Source organism: Micromonospora sp. NBC_01739, assembly GCF_035920385.1.
GTDB lineage: Bacteria > Actinomycetota > Actinomycetes > Mycobacteriales > Micromonosporaceae > Micromonospora.
On the sequence record NZ_CP109151.1, the window covers coordinates 822,335 to 842,225 of the forward strand.

The 19,891-nt window shown below is 72.4% G+C and carries 14 protein-coding genes and 1 tRNA gene; 6 read left to right on the forward strand and 9 right to left on the reverse strand.

The annotated features are described in order from the left end of the window. Nucleotides 1-341: 341 nt before the first annotated feature. Together OIE53_RS03670 and OIE53_RS03675 are read left to right on the forward strand one after the other, a co-directional pair. A complete protein-coding gene (locus OIE53_RS03670) occupies nucleotides 342-1,229 on the forward strand; it encodes a phosphatase PAP2 family protein (RefSeq protein ID WP_327025142.1) in 888 nt (295 codons plus the stop codon). A 457-nt stretch (nucleotides 1,230-1,686) separates the two neighbouring features. Beyond that, on the forward strand, nucleotides 1,687-2,523 hold the full coding sequence (locus tag OIE53_RS03675; RefSeq protein WP_442791393.1) for a maleylpyruvate isomerase N-terminal domain-containing protein: 837 nt from the start codon (nucleotides 1,687-1,689) through the stop codon (nucleotides 2,521-2,523). 38 nt (nucleotides 2,524-2,561) lie between these two features. On the opposite strand, the gene OIE53_RS03680 is transcribed toward OIE53_RS03675, so the two are convergent. Next, complete coding sequence (locus tag OIE53_RS03680; RefSeq protein ID WP_327025143.1) at nucleotides 2,562-3,473, reverse strand: DUF1028 domain-containing protein; 912 nt, start codon at nucleotides 3,471-3,473, stop codon at nucleotides 2,562-2,564. A 132-nt stretch (nucleotides 3,474-3,605) separates the two neighbouring features. Between OIE53_RS03680 and OIE53_RS03685 the strand changes: the two genes are divergently transcribed. Then, nucleotides 3,606-4,586, forward strand: coding sequence for an LLM class F420-dependent oxidoreductase (locus OIE53_RS03685; RefSeq protein WP_327027064.1), 981 nt, complete (start codon nucleotides 3,606-3,608; stop codon nucleotides 4,584-4,586). A 27-nt stretch (nucleotides 4,587-4,613) separates the two neighbouring features. Here OIE53_RS03685 and OIE53_RS03690 read toward each other — a convergent pair whose 3' ends face one another. The 5 genes from OIE53_RS03690 to OIE53_RS03710 form a co-directional block, all read right to left on the reverse strand. After that, a complete protein-coding gene (locus tag OIE53_RS03690; protein WP_442791374.1) occupies nucleotides 4,614-6,932 on the reverse strand; it encodes a transglutaminaseTgpA domain-containing protein in 2,319 nt (772 codons plus the stop codon). After that, nucleotides 6,908-8,086, reverse strand: coding sequence for a DUF58 domain-containing protein (locus OIE53_RS03695; RefSeq protein WP_327025144.1), 1,179 nt, complete (start codon nucleotides 8,084-8,086; stop codon nucleotides 6,908-6,910). Before OIE53_RS03695 ends, OIE53_RS03690 begins: the two co-directional genes overlap by 25 nt. Nucleotides 8,087-8,100: 14 nt before the next feature. Continuing rightward, nucleotides 8,101-9,096, reverse strand: a complete 996-nt coding sequence (locus OIE53_RS03700; protein WP_327025145.1) for an AAA family ATPase — start codon at nucleotides 9,094-9,096, stop codon at nucleotides 8,101-8,103. A gap of 26 nt (nucleotides 9,097-9,122) precedes the next feature. Beyond that, nucleotides 9,123-11,735 carry a fibronectin type III domain-containing protein gene (locus tag OIE53_RS03705; RefSeq protein WP_327027066.1) on the reverse strand — a complete coding sequence of 871 codons (2,613 nt, stop codon included), beginning with the start codon at nucleotides 11,733-11,735 and terminating at the stop codon, nucleotides 9,123-9,125. A gap of 195 nt (nucleotides 11,736-11,930) precedes the next feature. Further along, entirely contained in the window at nucleotides 11,931-14,351 is a 2,421-nt protein-coding gene (locus OIE53_RS03710) for a tetratricopeptide repeat protein (protein ID WP_442791394.1), read from the reverse strand. Nucleotides 14,352-14,556: 205 nt separating this feature from the next. Between OIE53_RS03710 and OIE53_RS03715 the strand changes: the two genes are divergently transcribed. After that, nucleotides 14,557-14,640 (forward strand) — tRNA-Leu (locus OIE53_RS03715). Here OIE53_RS03715 and OIE53_RS03720 read toward each other — a convergent pair. From OIE53_RS03720 to OIE53_RS03730, 3 genes are all read right to left on the reverse strand, one after another. Further along, on the reverse strand, nucleotides 14,622-16,364 hold the full coding sequence (locus OIE53_RS03720; RefSeq protein WP_327025146.1) for a recombinase family protein: 1,743 nt from the start codon (nucleotides 16,362-16,364) through the stop codon (nucleotides 14,622-14,624). The two genes, OIE53_RS03715 and OIE53_RS03720, sit on opposite strands and share 19 nt — an antisense overlap. Before the next feature lie 278 nt (nucleotides 16,365-16,642). Then, on the reverse strand, nucleotides 16,643-17,575 hold the full coding sequence (locus OIE53_RS03725; RefSeq protein WP_327025147.1) for a TRM11 family SAM-dependent methyltransferase: 933 nt from the start codon (nucleotides 17,573-17,575) through the stop codon (nucleotides 16,643-16,645). After that, complete coding sequence (locus OIE53_RS03730) at nucleotides 17,568-18,287, reverse strand: hypothetical protein (RefSeq protein ID WP_327027069.1); 720 nt, start codon at nucleotides 18,285-18,287, stop codon at nucleotides 17,568-17,570. Before OIE53_RS03730 ends, OIE53_RS03725 begins: the two co-directional genes overlap by 8 nt. Before the next feature lie 64 nt (nucleotides 18,288-18,351). Between OIE53_RS03730 and OIE53_RS03735 the strand changes: the two genes are divergently transcribed. Further along, nucleotides 18,352-18,753 (forward strand): hypothetical protein, encoded by a 402-nt coding sequence (locus OIE53_RS03735; RefSeq protein WP_327025148.1) that lies wholly within the window; start codon nucleotides 18,352-18,354, stop codon nucleotides 18,751-18,753. 172 nt (nucleotides 18,754-18,925) lie between these two features. Further along, nucleotides 18,926-19,747, forward strand: a complete 822-nt coding sequence (locus OIE53_RS03740; RefSeq protein WP_327025149.1) for a hypothetical protein — start codon at nucleotides 18,926-18,928, stop codon at nucleotides 19,745-19,747. The last annotated feature ends 144 nt before the right edge of the window (nucleotides 19,748-19,891 follow it).

A 19,891-nucleotide genomic window follows, 5' to 3' on the forward strand; every position in this document is an offset into this window, starting at 1 on the left:
GACGCCCACGGTCAGGCCGGGGTGGGTCGGCCCTCTGGCCGACGCAGCGGAGAAGTCGACCCACCCCACCGCCCCCCGATCCGACAGGCACACCGCGCAGATCGCGGAAAAAGTCACCGTTCCGGGATAACAACACCGCCGGGGACGGAGTAACGTACATCACCGGAGAGGCCGCTCCCCCCGTGGCGGCCTCTCCCTTTTTGTCGCCGCGACCCCTGCCGCTGCGCAGGCGGCGGGCTCGGCCTGCCGGTCACCGTAGCCCCTGCTCAGCCGCCCTCACGCGGCGCCGCCGATCCGGTCGGCGGGCCACTGGTGGGCGGGTCGGGCAGGGTCGCTAAGTTGTGCGGGTGCGCGTGACGCCCAGGGGTGGGACTGCGGTCTGGCTGGTCGGGTTGGCTCTGGTCCAGACGGCGGTCTTCATCGTGGTGTGGCGATTCGCCCTCTACAGCGAACTCGGGCAGTGGGTCGACACGGTCGCGCTGACCGGCAACCGGATCGGCCGCGACCACATCGAAGAACCGGTCAACCGGATCCTCAACGCGATGTCCGTGGTGTCGCTGCTGGCGGCCACGGTGATGATCGGGTTCATCGCCCTGATCCGAGGCCGGGTCGCCCTGGCGGTCGCGGCCACCCTGCTGATCGTCGGAGCCAACGTCACCACCCAGGTGCTGAAGTACGGCCTGGTCCGACCCGACTACGGCATCGACCCGGAACGGGCCGGCGTCGGCAACAGCCTGCCCAGCGGGCACACCACGGTAGCCGCCTCCGTGGCGGTGGCGTTGGTGCTCGTACTGCCGCCCAAGGTCCGGGCCTTCGCCGCCGTGGTAGGTGCCGCCTACTCGGCGGTGGCCGGGGTGGCGACCCTCTCGGCGGGCTGGCACCGGCCCAGTGACGCGGTGGCCGCGTACCTCGTCGTCGGCGTGTGGGCGGCCCTGGCGGGCATCCTGCTGCTGATCACCCAGCGGGAACAGGCGCAGGTGTCCTCCGCCGACGCGCACCGGGGAGTGGCCCTGCTGCTCGGCATCGGTGGGCTGCTGCTGATCCTGGCCTGCGCGCTGGCGCTGTTCTGGCTGACCAGCCTGCGCCCCACCGCGGCGGCCGACCTGTCCCGCCAACCCCTGTTCGTCGGGTACGCCGGCAGCGCCGCCGGCATCGCCGGAACGATGGGGGTGGTCATGGCGCTGGCCATCGCCGCCGTGCACCGCATCGTCCCCCGCCACAAGGGCTGACCGCTGCCGGCCTCCACCTGCGCGACCCCCTGACGGCGCGGATCCCGCCGAACGGCAACCCCCATCCGGTCCCGGCCACGCGCACCGACCACCTCGACCCGCCCCACCTCGACCCGCCCCACCTCGACCCGCCCCACCACCACCGCCGCGTCCGCCCTCGCCGTGCCCCACCACCACCGCGCCCCGCCCCGCCCGCCCCGCCCGCAAGATCGCGCTCGATGCAGGATCGAGTGGTTAAGTTTGAGAACGAGGCCACTCGATCCTGGATCGAGCGCGATCATGAACGGTCGGCGACGAGGCGGGGCCGTCCCGGCCGGGGGTGGGGGAGGCGGGGTTGGGCGAGGGGTGGTGGGTCGAGGTGGGGGAGGGTGTGGGGGACGCCGACCTTGTTCGGGCGGCTTTCCGTGAGGAGTGCCTGCGGCTGGGTGAGGTGCTGGCCACCCTCGATCGGAAGAACCTGGCCCGGCCGACCGGTTGCGTGCCGTGGACGGTGGCCGAACTGCTGGCACATGTCCGCACCGGTGCGGGCCGGCTGACCGACATGCTGGCCGCACCGGCGCCGACCGGTGCCCTGATCGACGCCGCCGGCTACTTCGGCGCGGCCAAGTTCACCCCCGAGGTCGACGCCGCCCGCATCGAGGCGGCCCGCATCGAGGCCGCTGGTGCCGAGTCCGATCGCATCGAAGCTGCTCGTGGCGCTGCTCATGCCGAGGCCGGTCGTATTGAGGCCGCTGGTGCCGCGTCGGCCCGCGCCGAGGCTGCTCGGGTCGAGGCGGCTCGGGTCGAGGCGGCCCGCGCCGAGGCGGCTCGGGTCGAGTCTGCTCACGCCGAGGGCGCACCGGGGGGAGCGGTTCGGGCGGGAGACGGGCGGGTCGAGGGTGGTGAGGAGAGCTTCGACTCGGGCGGCACGCGTCGAGGGGTCGGGGTGGGCGCGGACTTCGACCGGGCATGGCGCGCTGCCTACGGGGCCGTCGAGGCGTACCCACCGGAACGGGTGGTGCGCACCCGACACGACGATGCGATGACGGTGACGGAGTTCCTGCGTACCCGGGTGGTGGAGGTCGGGGTGCACGGGCTGGACCTGGCCGCGGCGCTGGATCGGCCGCCGTGGCTGACCACGCCCGCCAGCCGGGTCATCGCCGATCTGCTCACTGGGGGCCGGTCCCTGCCGGTGGAGCTGGGCTGGGACCGGCTGACCCTGATCGCCAAGCTGACCGGGCGCACTCCGTGCAGCCTGGCCGAGCAGGCGGCCCTCGCCCGGGTCGGCCTGCCGCTGCTGGCCTTCGGCCGCTGATCCGCGCTGATGATGTCGGCTGCGTCGAAGCGGGCGGGTTACCGTGCCGGCTCGCTGCCCGACTGGGCGGCGACGTCACCATCCGCTGACGCCGCACTTCGGGGTGCGGGTACGTGGGGGAGGGCGGCGCGCAGTTGGGCCAGCACCACCGGGTCGATGCGGCCGGGGGCCAGCCGCTCCTCCAGGTTCTCCAGTCCGGCCCAGGCCACCAGCGCGTCCTCGGGGTCGGTTGGGTCGGCCGGGTGGCCGAGCGCGGTGAGCAGCCCGGCCACCTCGACGGCCACCGCCCCGGTCAGGTCGAGCAGGGTGGCCGGGTCGGGACGGCTGAACATGAGGGTGTGCACGGCCAGCAGCCGGTCGAGTTCGGTGATCGGATCGGGGTGGTCGTCGACCCGCAGGTCGATCATGAGATCGCCGGTGCCGGCGTACCCCCCGCCGCGTCGGACCACGACCAACCCGGCGCTCTGCTGCCCCCGGCGGTCGCCCCCGGCCTGCTGCCCGGCGCGCAGCGCGGCGAGCAGCCGCTGTGCGAAGGGCAGGTCGGTACGGGCCAGCCAGGTGTCCCGCAGGGCGTCGATCACCTCGGGGCCGGTGAGGATGTTGCCCTGGGCGGCCCAGCCGTCGCCCGCCTGGCCGCCCGCCCAGTCCCGGCAGTGCTCCCCGGTGTAGGTGGCACCGGGACCGGTGGCGGCCACCACACCCACCTGGCGATGATCGCGTTCCGGGTCGGCGGCCACCAGAGCGGCCACCACACCGGCCGCCGTCACCCCGGTCCGCAGCAGGGCCAGCCCCTGCGGCCGGTAGGCCAGGTTCACATGCGCCTGGGTGGCGATCGCGCCGAGGTCGGCCTCGGCCGCCGGGACCAGAGCGCCGGCAGCCAGGAAGCGGCTCGCCACGGCCACACCATGCAGGTGGCCGTCGGTGGAGCGGGCGACGAGCGAGAAGGTCACGCGGCAAGATTAGCGCTGGTCAGAGCCCTGCCCCAGGGTCGGCGCAGCCGCCCGGTGGACCGGTAGGGCACCAAGATCTTGCTAGGGAGGCCGCCCGCCGGGCAGGATCGATCGATGACGACACGATGGGCGATGACGGTGCCCCTGGACGGGGTGGGGCTGGCCGACCACGCGACGGTGTACGCGGCCCTGGCCGAGGCGGGTTTCACCGAGGTGTGGTCCTCCGAGGTCAACGGGGCCGACGCCTTCACCCCACTGGCGTTGGCCGCCGCCTGGGCGCCGCAGCTCCGGCTGGGCACCGCGATCGCGCCGGTGTTCACCCGTGGGCCCGGCCTGCTGGCGATGAGCGCCGCGGCCCTGGCCGACGTGGCACCCGGTCGGTTCGCCCTGGGCATCGGGGCCTCCTCGCCGGTGCTGGTGTCCGACTGGAACGCGATCGAGTTCACCGATCCGTTCCGGCGTACCCGGGACGTGTTGCGGTTCCTGCGGGCGGCGCTGCGGGGAGAGGCCGTCGACGGGGCCTTCGACACCTTCGCGGTGCGGCGGTTCAGCCTGCAACGACCCCCGGCCGTACCCCCGCCGGTCCTGCTGGGCGCGCTGCGGCCGGGCATGCTGCGGCTGGCCGCCGCCGAGGCCGACGGGGTGATCCTCAACTGGCTGGCCGCCACCGACGTCCCCCGGGCGATGGCCGAACTGGGCGAGCGCCGCCCGCAGTTCGAGGTGGTGGCCCGCATCTTCGTCTGTCCCACCGAGGACACCGGGTACGCCCGCACCCTGGGCCGCCGCATGATCACCAGCTATCTGACCGTGCCCGCGTACGCGGAATTCCACCGCTGGCTGGGTCGCCAGGAGGCGCTGGCGCCGATGTGGCAGGCCTGGGCGGCCGGTGACCGGCGGGGTGCCCTGGCCGCCATCCCGGACGAGGTGGTCGACGCCCTGATCGTGCACGGCTCACCCGAGCAGTGCCGGGCCCAGGTCCGCCAATACGCCGAGGCGGGGGTGGACGTTCCCGTGATGGCCCTGCTGCCCACCCCCGAACTGGCTGCCGGCGGGGTGGCGGCCCGGACGACCATGATCGCCCGGCTCGGCCCCGACACCGGGGAGTCGACCTGAGCCCCACCCGGCGGCGCTGATCACCGCTCAGTCTCGCCAGCGCAGCGGCCCCGGGTGCACCGACCAGAGCAACCGCCGCCACCGGGGCCGGTCCGCGCGCAGCGCCCGGGTGCATACCCTGGCCGCCTCGGCGGCGGCCTCGGCCTGCGCCTCGGTCACCTGACCGGGGGCGAACCCGACCTGGTTGACCAGGCGAGCCAACTCCTCCACCGCCCGGTGGGCGGCCTCCGACTGAGATCCGACCCGACCCGCCGCACCCTCGGGATGAGTCCGGGCTCGGCCCACCCCCAGCTGATGGTCGGCCCGGCCCGCTGCGGCCGGTAGCGGTGCCGCGTCGGAGAGGGCGCGGCGGGCGGCCTCGGCCACCTCGGTGGCGGACAGGTCGGCGGGGACCGGCCGCCCGGCCAGCCGCAGGGCGTCCGTCAGCTCCCGCCAGGCCCCGGCGACCCGCAGGTCGGCCGGGCCCCGGTGCAGCCGGTTGCGGGTCAGGGCGCGGCGCATCCCGGCCAGGACAGCCAGCGCCACCACGACCAGCAGCGCAACCCCTCCGGCTACAGCGGCGACCAGCACCGGGGTGGACACCCCCGCTTGGCCCTCGCCCTCCTCGGGGGCGGCCTGGGGTGAGGGTGCGGTGCTCGGCTCCACGGTCGGTTCCGGCTGCTCCGAGGGCGGCGGCTTCTCCGGCTGCGGGCGGAAGTCCTCCTCCACCGGCCGGGGCTCGTCCTCCGGGCGGGGCAGGGGGTCGAAGGGTACCCACCCCACCCCCTCGAAAAGCACCTCCGGCCAGGCGTAGGCGTCGCCCGCCCGTACCGGCCCGTCACCCGGGGCGGCGAACCCGACCACCACCCGGGTCGGCAACCCGGCCAACCGGCCCAGCACCGCGAAGGACGCCGCGAACTGTTCCGAGGTACCCCGCTGCCCCCCGCCGTTGCGCGGACCGAACAGGAAGAACGCCAGATTCGGGTACGCGTGGCCACTGGGGGCGTCGGCGACCAGCCGGTAGTGCTCCGCCAGCCACTGCTCGATCGCCATCGCCCGGGCGTACGGGGCGCCGTTGTCCTGAGCCAACTGGGTGGCCAGCCGACGCAACTGGTCGGGCGCCCCCTCCGGCACCTGGAGCACCCGGGCCACCTCGTCCCCGGCCGGGGTGTTCGCGGTGGCCAGCAGGTTCGCATCCGGGCGTTCCCGGGCCGAGGTCACCGTGTAGCGCAGCCCCGGGCTCAGCCCGTCGGGACGGATCAGGGTGCCGGTGCCCGGGTCGTACGCCACCCGGGCGCCGCTGACCTCGCGGGGAGTGGGCACCGCCGGCAGCAACTGTCCACTGAGCTCACCGATGGTGATCTCCTGCCGGAGGGTCTCCACGGTGGCGTACGGTGCCGGCGGCACGGTGGGCAGGATCCGGCCGGCGTTGCGGTAGGTGGCCCCGACCCGCCAGGTCACCCCGTCGTAGTCACTGAGCACGGCCAGCCGGATCCGGGTCCCCCCGCCGGCATCGGCGGTCTTCACCTGGAACAGCTGCTGGTCGGGGTTGAGGGCCCACCCGGAGATCCGGATCAGCGGGTTCTCGTCCAAGGTCTGGACCTGCGGCGGCTCCACGTAGCGGCGGGGGTCCACCGGCCGCACCTCCACCAGGGCGGCCACCGCCGGGCCCAGCAGGGTGGCCGCTGCGACCACCACCGCCGTACCGGCGGCCGAGGTCACCGCCAACCGGGCCCGCACCCCGGACGGCACCGTCGGCGCCGGGCCGTCGACCGGGTCACCCTCGCGTCGCGTCGAGGCGGCCAGCCCGAGCCCGGCCACCACCACCAGGGCCACGGTCGGACCGATCGCCGGCTCGGCGTTCGGCCCGACCACGTACACCGCCCCGACGTGCAGCAGCACCGGCGGCAGGTAACCCAGCAGCACCCGGCCGGCGCGCAACGCCACCTCCGCGCCGGCCAGCCCGGCCAGCCAGGCGCCCACCACCGGCACCAGGACGGTGTCCGGGACCGGTTCCACCGGGATCATCGCGGTCAGCAGCCGGGGAATGCCGTTTGCGGCGGCTTCCCGGGCCACCTCGGCGAAGCCGCCCGGCAACCCGGCCCGGTCAGCGGCCAGGTGCAGACACCACCCCGTCCAACCGGCCATCACCAGCACGGACACCGGGGCGACCAGCCAGGAGGGCAGTCGCCGCGCGGCCACCGAGACCAGCACCGAGCCGAGGGCCGCCCCGGCCACCAGGAGGGTCAGCAGGGAGCCCGCGTACACCCGGTCCAGGGTCACCCCGGCCAGGACCACCATCCCGACCAACGCGGTCGGCACCGCCAGGGCCCGCAGCAGCCTCACCACCGGCGCACCCCGTCCCACTCGGCCGCGAAGGCCGCCCCGTCGGCCGCGTCCACCACGAGCAGGCCGCCCGTACCCGCCGGGGTCGGGTCCGCCGCCCCGAAGACCCCGACCACCACCGAGGGGTACGCCCCACGCAGGGCCCCGACGTGTCCCAGGTCCTCACGCCCACCCGGCCCGGTGAGCACCACGAGGGTGTCGCCGAGCCGCTCCCGGCGCAGCCGGGCCACCGCGGCCTCCAGGGTCCCCTCGCCGGTCAGCGAGACCGCCGCCAACCGGTCCAGCGGCCCGGTCGGTCCCCCCTGGACCGCCGGGCTCTCCTGCCCGGTGCCCACCTCGGAAGCGTCAGCCGCGACGAACAGCAGCACCACCGGCAGGTCCTCCCGGACCGCCGCGGTGACCACCGAGGCGGCGGCCTCACAGGCCGACTCGAAGGACTCGGCCGTCCCGCGTACCCGCTGCGGATGCGCGGCCATCCGGTTGTCCAGCAGCACCACGATCCGGGGCAGACTGGTGTCCACGTTCTCCCGCACCATCAGCTCACCGACCCGGGCACTGGTACGCCAGTGCACCCGCCGCAGTTCGTCGCCGACGACGTACTCCCGCAACGAGTCGAAGGTGATCGAGCCGTGCGGTACCGCGTCGACCTGCCCGTCCAGGCTGCGGCCGGCACCGGTGGGCACCGCCCGCAACGGGTGGATGCGGGGGTGCACCCACACCGGCACACTGTCGCCGTAGGTGCGGGCCAGCACGACCAGACCCAGGGGATCACGGCGGGTCACCCGCAGCGGGCCCACCGGCACCACCCCCCGGCGGGCGGTCGGCACCTCGTACCGGACCGTGGTGTCCGCACCCGGGCGCAGCCGCAGCACCGGCACCGGCACCACCTGGTCGCCGCAGCGGTCGACGGCCAGCAGACTCGCCGCACCCAGCCGACCGGTGTTGCGCAGGGTCAAGGTCATCGTCGCCGGCTCACCCCGCGCCACCCGGTCCGGATCCGCCTGCCGCCGCACCTGCAACCGGGGTCGCCACGCGGCCGTCAGCACCGCGATCGCCACGGCTACCCCGGCCGCCGCCCCCAGCAAGGTCAACTCCGGATACCCGAAACGGAAGCCGGCCCCGAGCAGCAGCACCCCGGCGACGAGCAGACCGAGGCCCCGGGCGGTGATTCCCACGCCCTCCCCGCCGATCAGGGGTACGCCGAGGCCGGCTGCCCCGACGGCAGCGGCACCGGCACGGACGCGATGGCCTGGCGCAGCACCTCCCCGGCGGTCACCCCACGGACCTGGGCGTCCGGAGTGAGCAGCAGCCGGTGGGCGAAGACCGGCTCGGCCAGGGCCTTCAGGTCCTCCGGCATGATCCAACCCCGGCCGTCGATCAGGGCGTACGCACACGCCGCCCGGGTCAGGGCGATCACCCCACGGGGACTGACCCCGACCCGCACCTGCGGATGGGTACGGGTGGCCGCGGCCAGCCGCACCGCGTACGTGTAAAGGGGCTCGGCGATGTGCACCCGCCGGGCCATCCGGACCATCTCCCCGACCGTGGCCGTGTCGGTGACCGGGGCCAGGGCCTCGGGGGACCGGACCGTGGCCCCCCGCAGCACCTCCACCTCGACGGCCTCGTCGGGGTAGCCGACGGAGAGCTTGACCAGGAACCGGTCCAGCTGCGCCTCCGGCAGCCGGTAGGTGCCGTCCATCTCCACCGGGTTCTGGGTCGCCACCACCAGGAACGGCTGCGGCACCGGATGGCGTACCCCGTCCACGGTGACCGTCCGCTCCTCCATCACCTCCAGCAGCGCCGACTGGGTCTTCGGGGAGGCCCGGTTGATCTCGTCGGCGATGACGATGTTGGCGAACACCGGGCCGGCGTGGAACTCGAACCCCCGGGTGGCCTGGTTGAAGATGGTCACCCCGGACACGTCCGAGGGCAGCAGGTCGGGGGTGAACTGGATGCGCCGCCACTGCCCCTTCACGGTGGCCGCGATGGCCCGGGCCAGGGTCGTCTTGCCCACCCCGGGCACGTCCTCCAGCAGCACATGCCCCTGGGCGAACAGCGCCGTCAACGCCAGCCGGACCACCTGCGGCTTACCGAGCACCACTGCGTTGACGGTCTCGGCCAGCCGGGCGGCCAGGGCGGCGAAGCCCTGCACCTCCTGCTGGTTGAGGGGTTCCTGGCTGTTCACGGCGGTGCTCCTTGCCTGAGGGCGGATCAGCAGGTGGGCAGAACGTTGATCTTGTCGCCGCCCTCCAGGTTCAACCAGACCCACGGGATGTAGTTGCGTCCGCTGTACTCGACCCGCACCCACCAGGTGCTGCGCTTGTCGTCGTTGTAGACGAACGCGTACACCTCCTCGCCGCGGACCCGGCACAGCGCCTTCAGTCGGGTCCCCGGTTTGGCCCAGCCGACCTGCCGGTCGTTGTCCTGCCGGGGCACCGAGAAGATCTCGTTGCCGTTGCGGCCGTCGCGGTCCCGGTCACAGTAGGTGCGCTGCTCCGGCTCACTGCCGTTGACACAGGTGGCGATGCCGTAGAGAGCGTCGGTCTGCTGCGCCCGGGTGGCCGCACCCGACCCGGCGGCGTTGGTGGCCGTCACCGTGAAGGTGTAACCGGTACCCGGGGTCAGCCCCTCCATGGTGATCCGCGAACACGGGCCGCTGACGGCCGGCTCACCGGACCGGGTCAGGGTGCAGGTCGCCTGCCCACCACCGGCATCCACCGTGAAGGCCACCGTCGCCGAGGTGGCGGTCGCCGAGGAGCCGGTCACGGTCACCCGGGGCGGCGCCACCGTCCGCGCCGTCGTCGTCGCCTGGGGACCCTCACCGGCCTCGTTGACCGCCCGGACCCGGACGGTCACATTCTGCCCGTCGCCCAGGCCCTCCACCCGGGTACGGGTGTCCGTGACCTCGCTGCGCTTGTCGCCCACCTCCACCAGGTACCCGGTGATCGGTCGGCCGTTGGCCTCCGCCGGTGCCCACTGCACCGCCACCGTGCCCGGACGGTCCGCCACCGTGCTCGCGGTCAACTCCACCGGCTCCCCGGGGACCGTGAAGGGCACCACGGTGTCGCTGACCGGCGAGGACTCCGAGGCCGCACCCTTGTCGTTGACCGCCACCACCGTGAAGGCGTACTGGGTGCCGTACTCCAACTCACCGGCCTCGATCACCAACTCGGTGCCCTCGGACTCCCCGGCCGGGGCGTTCGCACCCGCCGAGGTGGCCGTCACCGCGTACCGGGCGATCTTGTTGCCCTGCCCGTTCGCCTCCGGCCAGGTCACCACCACGGTGCCGTCCGGGCGGGCCTGCGCGGAGACGCTCGTCGGCGGGTCCGGCACCTCCGCCGTCGGGGTCACCGGGTTGCTCTTACGGGACGGACCCGCACCCTTCGCGTTCACCGCATGCACCGAGAAGGTGTACGTCTCCCCGTTGGTCAGCTCCTTGACCTGCACCGACCGCTGGTTGGCACCCACCTCCAGACGCTGCCCGGCACCCTCCACCACATAACGGGTGACCTCCGCACCGTTGGACGCCGCCGGACGCCAACTCACCCGCGCCTGCGCGTCACCGGCCGAGGCGGTCACGCTGCGCGGCGCCCCCGGCTTGCTGACCTGGGGCTTCTTCGGCGGGGGAGGCGGGGGCGGTGGCGCCTCCTCCGGCGGGTCACCACCGAGCACGTCATTGGCGTACTTGTCGACCTCACGCACCTCGTGCCGGTCGTTGACCACCCGGGCGGTCGCCGCGTTCGGGGCGTTGATGAACAGGTGGTTCTCCCGCACCTCCAACTCCAGCGGCCCACCCCAACGACCCCGGATGGTCTCCACCACCTGACCGGTGGCGTCGAAGGCGTACACCACCCCGGTCGCCTCGTCGGCACAGTAGATGCGACCCGCCCAGGCCACCGCCGCACCCAGCCGGTCACCCTCACCCGGCACCGTGAACGACCGCACCTCGCCCTCGGTGACCGCGTGCACCTGCCGTTGACCGGGCACGGTCACCGGCACCACCGGCCCGCTGGTCCGCGCCGGCAAGGTGCCCGGCCGGGCCAACTGCTCACCCAAGGGGGTACGCCGGGTCTCCCCACGGACCACCGTGACCAGACTCCCGGCCGTACGATCCAGCACCGCCACCCCGTCATCCAGGGTGGAGACCACCAACTCGTGACTGGGCTCGGCCACGTCATGGGTCTCGACCTTGCTGGGGGAGACCGACGCATCCGCTGCCGGCGAGGAGGACAGCTTGGCGGCCGTGATCGCCGACACCGTGCCCTCGGCCGGCACCGCGATCCACAACCGACCCTTGCCGTCGAAGGTGCCACCGGTGATACCCGGCGGATACCGCACCGGCTCACCCACCGGGGCCAGGGACCGGGGATCCAACTGCCGCACCACACCCTGCACCGCGTCCACCACGAACGCGGCATCCTCGTGCAGGGCCACGCTGACCCCGAGGCCCGGGGTGGTGGGGGTGGTCGCGGTGATCTGCAAGGTGGCCAGGTCCAGGGCGCTGATCTGACCGGTGTGCAGGTCACGCAGCACCAGCATCCGATCCGTCTGCACCACCTGCATCGGGTGCCGCCGCGCGGCCGGCACCTCCATCCGGGTGTCCACCCGGGCGGTCACCCCGTTGACCCGGGCCAGTTCGCTGCGCGTCGCACTCCACAACCAGGAACTGGCGTCGTAACTGGCCACCGCATTGTCCGCCGAACCCAGCCCGAGCACGGTGAGGCCCATCGCCGCCAGGAGGGCCAACACCGTGGCCACGGTGACCAGTCCACCCCGCAGTCGGGATCGGGATCGGGTCGCGCGGATCGGATCGACCTCGTCCATGATCGCCACAGCTGGCGCCTCCCGTGTCGTCCTGGCAGGTGGCGCCCCCCGTACGGCGACCCCTCCCCTGAGCCGGGAGCCATCATATGGTCACGCTACGAACGGCGGGTACCCGCATTGTCCGTTGCCGGACACCCAGGGTGGCGTGTCGTCGGCGTGTCCTGGCTGCACTGTCGGACCACGACGGTGCCCCGGTCAGTCGGCCGGACCGGCGCCCTTGCGACTCGTACACACCTGGCCGGAGGTGGCGAACTGGTCCGTTCCGTAGACGGCCAGCACGGTGAAGCAGTAGTCCACCCGGGAGTTCAATCCGTTCACGGTGTACCTGGTCTCCCCGGGACTCACCGTGGCCATCACCCCCAGGGGCTGGCCGGAGCGCCCCCCGGCCACCATGAAGGGCACCAGCCCGTCCGCCGGGTCGGTCCAGGTCAACGTGATCGTGGTGGTGTCGTCGCGCAACACGAGTTGGGTGGGCGGCGCACCGCCCTGCGGCTGCCCCGACGAGGCCGGTGTCGTCGGGGCCTCGCCGGACCACCGGTCGAGGAGCAGCAACCCGACCCCGATCACCGCCGCCAGCGCCACCACCACCGCGATCACCGCCACCACCACGGCCACCCGACCACGCCCGCGCGCCGGCTCCCCCGGGTACGCCTGAGCGACCGGTTGTGCCGGTTGCTGCCCCCATCCCGCGGAGTAGGCGGGCCCACCGGAGACGGGCGGGGGATAGGCCTGCGCCGTCGGCGGGTGCACCGGCGTCGGATAGGCCCCGGGCTGCCCGGGGGCAGCCGGTGATGCTGGGGGGTACGCCTGCTGCCCCGGCGGCGGGTACGTGTGCTGCTGTGGGGGTGTCGGGTAGGTCTGCTGTGCCGGTGGGTGCTGGGGGTAGGCAGAGGGCGTGGGCTCCGGCGGGTAGGCGCTACCCGGGTACTGCTGCGGGCCGTCGGCCAGGGGCGACCCGGGTGGGCTGCTGATCGGGTGGCCGTGTCGCGCCCCATCGGTCGGACCGTACGGCGGTCCGCTGATCGGCGCGGGACCGGCTGGGGTGATTCTGTCCTGCTGGTCCGGCTGCGTGCCGGCCGTTCCGAACGGGAGCGGCACCCGGCCCGGAGGGCCGCTGGTCGGTCCCGGCTGGGGCAGGGCGGCGGTCAACTCGTGCGCCGGTGGGCCGCCCGGGGCGGATCCTCCTGCCACGCCGAACTCGGGCGCCTGGTGCCTCGGAGACTGCGGCCGGGACAGATCGACGGTTGGTGCGGTGGGCGGCGCACTGACCGGCGGCCCGCTGACGGGCGCTGCGTTGTTCGGTGGAGGCGTGTTCGGGGGGCCGCTGCGGGGTGGCCCGCTGCTCGGTGGTGCGCTGCTCGGTGTCGCGGTGGCGGGCGACGCGGCGCTCGACGGCCCGCTGGTGGGTGAGGCGGCCTGGGCGCCCGGTGTCCTGGCCTGCTCACCGGGGCTGCGCCGGGCCGCTTCCTCGGCCAGCAGCGGCCCGATCTGCTGGACCGCGATCGTGGGAGTTGCCCACTGCGGCGCGGCCGGTCGGTCGACTCCCTGCTGCGCCGGGTCGACAGGCAGTGGTGTCGTCGTCCTGCCGACTACGTCCGTGCCCTCCACCGCCCCCGGCGACGGTGCCGTGCGGGACCCCGTCGCAGCTGAGCCCTCCGCTGGCACACCCGCCTCTGACAGCGCCGGGACGGGCGGGAAAGGCCGGGTGGGCTCATCGTGGACGCCGGCCCTGGGGGCGGGCACCGGCGGCACCACCGGTACGGGCGGCCCGGCCGGTGCCGGTCGCACCGAAGCCGGCGGCGCGCTGCTGACGGAGGGTGCGTTCGTGACTGACGAGGCGATGGTGCCGATTGGTGGTCCGGTGAAAGGCGGTGCGCTGGTGACCGGCGGCACGACACTCGGGGAGGGCGACGGTGCCGGCGGGACCGTCGGCGCGGAAGGCGACACAGTGGGCACCGGGGGCACAGCGGGCACCGGGGGCACGGGGGGCCCGGGAGGCACGGCCGGGGCATCGGGAGTCACCGGGCGTAGCGGGGCGGTGGCGGTGGCCGCGTCGTGCGGCTGCCAGGCGGTCGACAGGACGGCCAGGGACATCGTCGGCTCGGCGAGCGCGTCATGCGGCGCCGGGCCGACCGCCGTCGGCTGACCGGCAGGGGGAACCGCCGGCGGAAGGGCGGGAGCGGCATCGCCGAGATACTCGCGGGACGCGCGTACCGCAGGATGATCCACACCGAGCACGGCGGGGCCGGCGGTCGCGACGCGCAGGAAGTTGCGTCGGGCCTCATGACGGTTGCCCAGCTCGTCCGCGACGGACCCCAGCTCATACGACAAGGCCAGCATCAGCGGGTCCGAGGTGGGCCATCGCCGCTCACCGGCCGCGAACGCCTCCTCCAACACCCGGCGGGCGGCGCTGGGGTCGTCCGCCTCCCGATGCAGTCGAGCCAGCAGGTGCGCGGTGCTGAGGACGTCCGGATGATCCTTGCCGTACGGCGGTCGGGCAGACTCGAAGGCGTCGGTGAGCAGGTCACGGGCCGCGGCAAGGTTGCCTGCCCCGCGCAGTGCTAGGGCGCGCTGCTGGGTGATGGCCAGGGGAGAGGCGTGGGGCACGTGGCCCATGCTGCCGGGTACCGCCGCCATGCCGCTACCCGACCCGGGTACCTCCTACGCGCTGCCACAACCCCGGCTGCTCGCGCACCGGCGGGCGGCGGACGCCGATGTGCATGATCCATCTGGGGCGTGTACAGTAACTCCCCGTGCGGCCCACTGGGCCGCCCTCGGATGGTGGACCACCGAGGGCGGCAGAGTAGGCTGAACGAAGCAAGTCCGGGTGGCGGAATGGCAGACGCGCTAGCTTGAGGTGCTAGTGCCCGTATAGGGCGTGGGGGTTCAAGTCCCCCCTCGGACACGTACAGTTACCCCACAGTAATCAGCGTCAGGCTTAGCCTCGACGCTGATTTTGTTTTGGCCGGGGTTGTAGGTGAGGGCGAGCTTTAGCTCGCGGTAGACGTTGCCCTTGTCCTGGTGGTGGGCGTTCCGCAGGGTGTTGCGGATGTCGTCGAGGCTGCCGACGAGGTGTCGGATGTCGTCCTCGGTGAGGCGGCGGGGTGCTTGTGCTTGTGCTGCCGCTTGGTCGCGTTGAGTGAGGGCGGCGGCGCGTTGGGCGTTGACCTCGGCCATCCATGCGGCGACGGTGGCGGGGTCGCCTCCGGCGTCTGCGATGGCGCGGTACTGAAGGAGTTTGGCGTCGCATGCCGCGATGATCTTGTTGGCGGCGGTGATCTCCGGCACGACGATGCTGGGACCGGTGTCGGGTTGGGCGGCGTGGAGTCGGCGAATCGTGTCCGTCAGTCGGTGCGGGGCGAACGCGGTGAGGAGCCAGTTGTCGAGGGCGGGGACGATGTCTCGTTCCGAGACGTAGACGTTGCGGGGGTGCTGGACGTGGTTGGCGAGGGCGTACTCGTTGGGGTAGCGACACCGGTAGTAGGCGGTCTCGTGGGCTTGATGACTTTGCATCTTGCGTCCGCACAGTCCACAGAGCATGAGTCCGCGGAGGAGGTAGTGGCGGCGTACCTTCCGCTGTTGGTTGCCAGTGCGGCCTCGTCCGCTGGCCGCCATGATCGTCTGAACTAGTTCGAAGTCGTTGACGGTGACGAGCGGTGGGTGAGCGATGGTGTCGGACCACACCCAGGAGGTCTTGTCGTTCCAGCGCATGCGGGTTTCGTAGCCGAGGGCGACGTCGTTGACGTCGAGGAGTACCTCGTCCTTGCGCTGTTTGTTCCAGACCTGCCGGCCGGTGTAGCGGGGGTTGGACAGGATGTTCTTGACGGCGCTCTTGGCCCAGCCCTCGCCGGTGCGGTGTGGGTTGCGGGCGGGGTCGGCGGCGGATGGTGACGGGATGCCGTCGCGGGTGAGCGCCTCGGCGATGGCAAAGTAGCCGTTGTTGGCGAGATACATGGCGAAGATCCGCCGTACGACAGGCGCGGTGGCCGGGTCAGGTTCGAGCTTGTGCAGGCGGCGGCCGTCAGCGGCCTTGCCCGGGTTCGGGTGCGGTCCGGCGTCGGCGAGCCGGTACCCATAGGGCGGGCGTCCGCCGAGGAACCGGCCTTCGATTTTCGCCTGGGAGGTCATCGCGGTGCGGACGCGGACCTTCACGCGAGTGCGCTCGCCCTTGGACATGCCGCCGAACACGCTCATGATCAGGTCATGCGCTTCGGACTCGGGGTCGATCGCGCCGCCGACCTCTGGTACCCAAAGTCCGACGCCATAGTGGGAGAAGACGGGCATGGTCAGGCTGTACTGGTTGCCGTAGAAGGCGCGCTGAGGCTCGCCGATCACGACCGCGTCGAAGCCACGGTTCGGGTTGACAAGGGCGTCGAGCAGCCTGGCAGCGTGGGGACGTCGCTTCCATGGCAGGGAGCGGGACAAGCCGATGTCGAAGAACTCGGCGACGATGATGCCGCTGACCGGTTCGATGAGGCCGGTAGCGCGCGTGCGCTGCCAGTTTCTTGACGCTACAGGGTCTTGCTGGTCCTCCGTGGATACGCGGCCGTAGAACGCGAACCGCTGATATTCGTGGCCGGCGAGCAGGGCAGCGGCAGTTTCTTCGATGCGGGGTACGTCGATGGTCACAGAACATGCCTTCCGGGACGTTGAGGGGTGCGCGTCCGCCGGACACCCAGGCATTGGGTAGCCGGCGGACGCGCCATCAACCAGATCCACGCATACCGGCATGAAGCGATCAAGCGTCAGTGGACTCGATCGGGCTCTGGCGGCTCCTGGCTGACGAGCGTTGCAGCAACGTCAGCAGCGCACGGGCCACGGCGTCGTTCAGCTCCGGTTCGGTACGGAACTCGACGGTCGGCGCCGGTCTCGTCACGGAGGTTGTAGCCGGTTGCTCTGACAGGCGATCAGTCATCAGACGACGCCCTCAGGATCACCACGTCTTCGTGCTGAACGAGCCATTGCGGGTCGCCGGTGGCGATGGCGTCGCGGATGTTCTTCTGCTGGAAGAACGAGGCTCGGGGGATGACCACGCCGTCGCGGACGCCGCAGATGAGGGCGATGCACTCCTCGACCAGTTCGAGGCCGGCGTTGATGCCGGCGGCGACGACCATGCCGGGGATGTCGATGAGTTCGCCGTGGCGGCGGTAGGGCCGGGCGGTGACCACGACATGTCCACCGGGCCGCAGCACCGTCCGGCAGCCAGCGAGGATTGCGGTGAACCCGTCAGCCAGCTCGCCGTGACTGCGGTAGGCGAGGTTGTCGCCGCCGCCGTACTTGTGGTTGATCTTGCGGACCTTGCCGCGTCTCGGTCCGGGAGTACGGACGTGGCCGTGGGTGGATGGTCCGTATGGCGGTGAGGTGATCACCAGGGAGACCTGTCCGTGCAGGTTCGCCGGCAGCAGGGTCGGCAGGGTGGTCGAGTCGCCGTGGTAAATCTCGCCCCGGCCCGGCACCCCGGCCTGCACGGTGTGACGGATGTTGTCCGCTGCCTTGGCGACCCATTCGGCTTCGTACTCGACGCCGACACCGTGTCGGCCGAGGTGCATGGCCTCGATGACGGTGGTGCCGATGCCGGCCATGGGGTCGAGCACCACGTCACCAGGGTTGGTGTAGGTGCGGATGGCGTACCGGGGGATAGTCGGCAGCATCTTGCCGGGGTGCGTCAACGACTCCGGGGTGTATCGGCCGCGCCGCAGGTCCCGCGACGCGGTTTGGCCGGTGAGCCAGACGGCACCGAGGTAGCCCTCGGCGAGCCGGGCCGCCAGGTCGGACGCGCCGGAATGTAGGGCGGAGTCGTGAGGGCCGGCGGTGCGCAACCGCGGACGAGGCTCAGGCACGGGCGATCTCCTCACCGGTGGCGGTGGTGCCGAACACGACCAAGTCCCGGAACGTCGGCAGGTGACGGCCGGCGAGTAGACGCCGGCCGTCGTCGGCTTCGTCGGGGCGCTCCGGGGCGGTGCGTGGCTCGTGTTCGACAAGCGGGACAAGGACGGCGGGGATGTGCTGGTGGTAGAAGAAACCGGCGGCGCGGGCGGCGGCGATGACCGTGGCGCGATGGCTGACCGCGCCCGGGTGGGGCGGTGCGGTGGTGAGTCCGACGAGCAGGAACCCGCCGGGACGCAGCAGAGGCTGCCAAGTGCTCATCGCCGTGGCCGCGCCGTCCGGCGCGCGGCGCTCGGTTCCGAGCGGCAGCGTCGCCATCATCAGGTCGACACAGGCACCGGTTCGGCGCGCCACGAGGCGGTTCCGGCGGCTGGGCACCGGCGGTAGCAGCACGCGCGGGCCGTGACGACCGGTGGACAGCCGGGCCGGTATCCGGCGCAGGTAGGCGGTCGCGGCGATGGCGGTGGGGTGTGCGTCGAGGTCGAGCACCACGTCACCGGCGTCGGTGTATCGGCGGATGAGGTAGGCGAGCTGGCTCGGGGACAGCCCGTGCCAGTCGGAAACGTCTGGATCGGGCGTGCGTGGGACGCGGGTGGAGGGAAGGAGCAGTCCTACCGGTGCCGGCTGTGGCCGGTCACCGGGGGCGGTGGAGCGGGGCTTCGGCATGGGCGTGTGGGCCACGTCCGCCGACGAGCGCTGACACTAGGGGATTACAAATCCGGGCCTCGGATTGGAAACCGCGCTCCGCGCCGACGAAGGCGCGTCTGCCGCCACCGCCCCGTTGAACAAGATTCTCAACGGCTTGAACACGCAGCTCAGGCCGCCCGAGGCCCTAGTTGTCGGCAGCGCGCAAGCGGCGAGGATCGCCGACGCGATCGGCGACTGGTTGAACAAGATCCTTACTCGCTGGAACAAGATCATCTTTGGGTTGAACGTGAGCCCGGCTGATCGCCTCAGGGTGTTGAACAAGATCGCAATGAGATGCGGTGCACCCGGCGGGAGCCCCTCGCGCCCCGCCGTAGGCGGGTGCGTGTTCAAGGGGCCGCCCTCGAAGCGGCTGCGACTGACACAGGCGCTCTTGAACAACCTGACCGTGCGTTGCACACAGGGGCGCGTGGTGTCGCCCGACTGATACCGAAGCGCATTGTCGGGAGTCGGTGATTGCGGGGTTGAACACGTGTCGAGACGCCTTGAACAAGATCAGCAGTGTTCATGATCTGTTCAAGGGTCCTGGTGGCGTGGTGGTTCAGCGCCGACCGGCATTCCCGCCGGACGGCACACGGTCATCACGAGGGAGCACCACCATGGACCGTCGTACCCCTGTCACAGCCTCGGCCATTTCCCGGCCTGGCGAGACGTTGCTCAACGACATCGAGTACCGGTTCCGGCTGATGGGGCAGGGGCCGAGCCCGCTGTCGGTGGACGGCCGCAGCCTCGGCCACGGCCTGCCCCGCCGGGCCATCGCCCTGTCCGAGCTGTCGGTGATCCTGATGCACCCGTCCTGCGGCTACGCCGCCCGGGACGCGGTATGGCGGCTGCTGGTGCAGCGCGCCCGTACCGGTGACCCGGCGTGGCATGCCGGTGCCGTTGGTGTCGCGTTGCCGGGCCTGCGGTTCAAGGCGTACCTGCTGGCCAAGCTGTTCACCGGCGACGTGCAGGCCGCCATCGTCGAGCACTTCCTTCGCGCGCTCAGCACGGTCGACCTGGCCAGGCCGGGTGTGGTCGGCAACCTGCTGTCCGCCGCGTTCTCCAAGGCCCGTACCGAGTTGCGGGATCTGGAGCCGGCCTCGTCCGGGGCACCGAACCACGTGCCGGGTGCGGTGGTGCCGCCGGCCCCGTACGGCCACCCGGATCTCGTTCTCGCCCGCGCGGTCAACGCCGGTGCCATCACCGCGCAGGAGGCGGAGCTGATCGGCGTGACGTACCTGGAAGAGGTCAGCCTCACCGCCTACGCCGAGCGCACCGGCCAGCCCCGCTGGAACCTCTACAAGCGGCGTACCGCCGCCGTCGCCAGGCTGCGGGCCGCGATCGAGTCCGGTGAACTGTTCGACCCGTACGCCGATGTGGTCAACGAGGCCACCGCGACCCTGGTCCTCGACACGCCCACCAGCCGGAAGCGCCCGTAAGCAGCCTGCCTTAGCTGCGGGTTTCCAATCCGGGGCTCGGATTTGTAATCCCCTAGTGCGGGACTCTTCCGCGCAGGTGACCTGTTTCCGACCGGACCCGTTGACGGCGCTGACACCCGTACGGTCCCCGGCCCGTCGCCACGT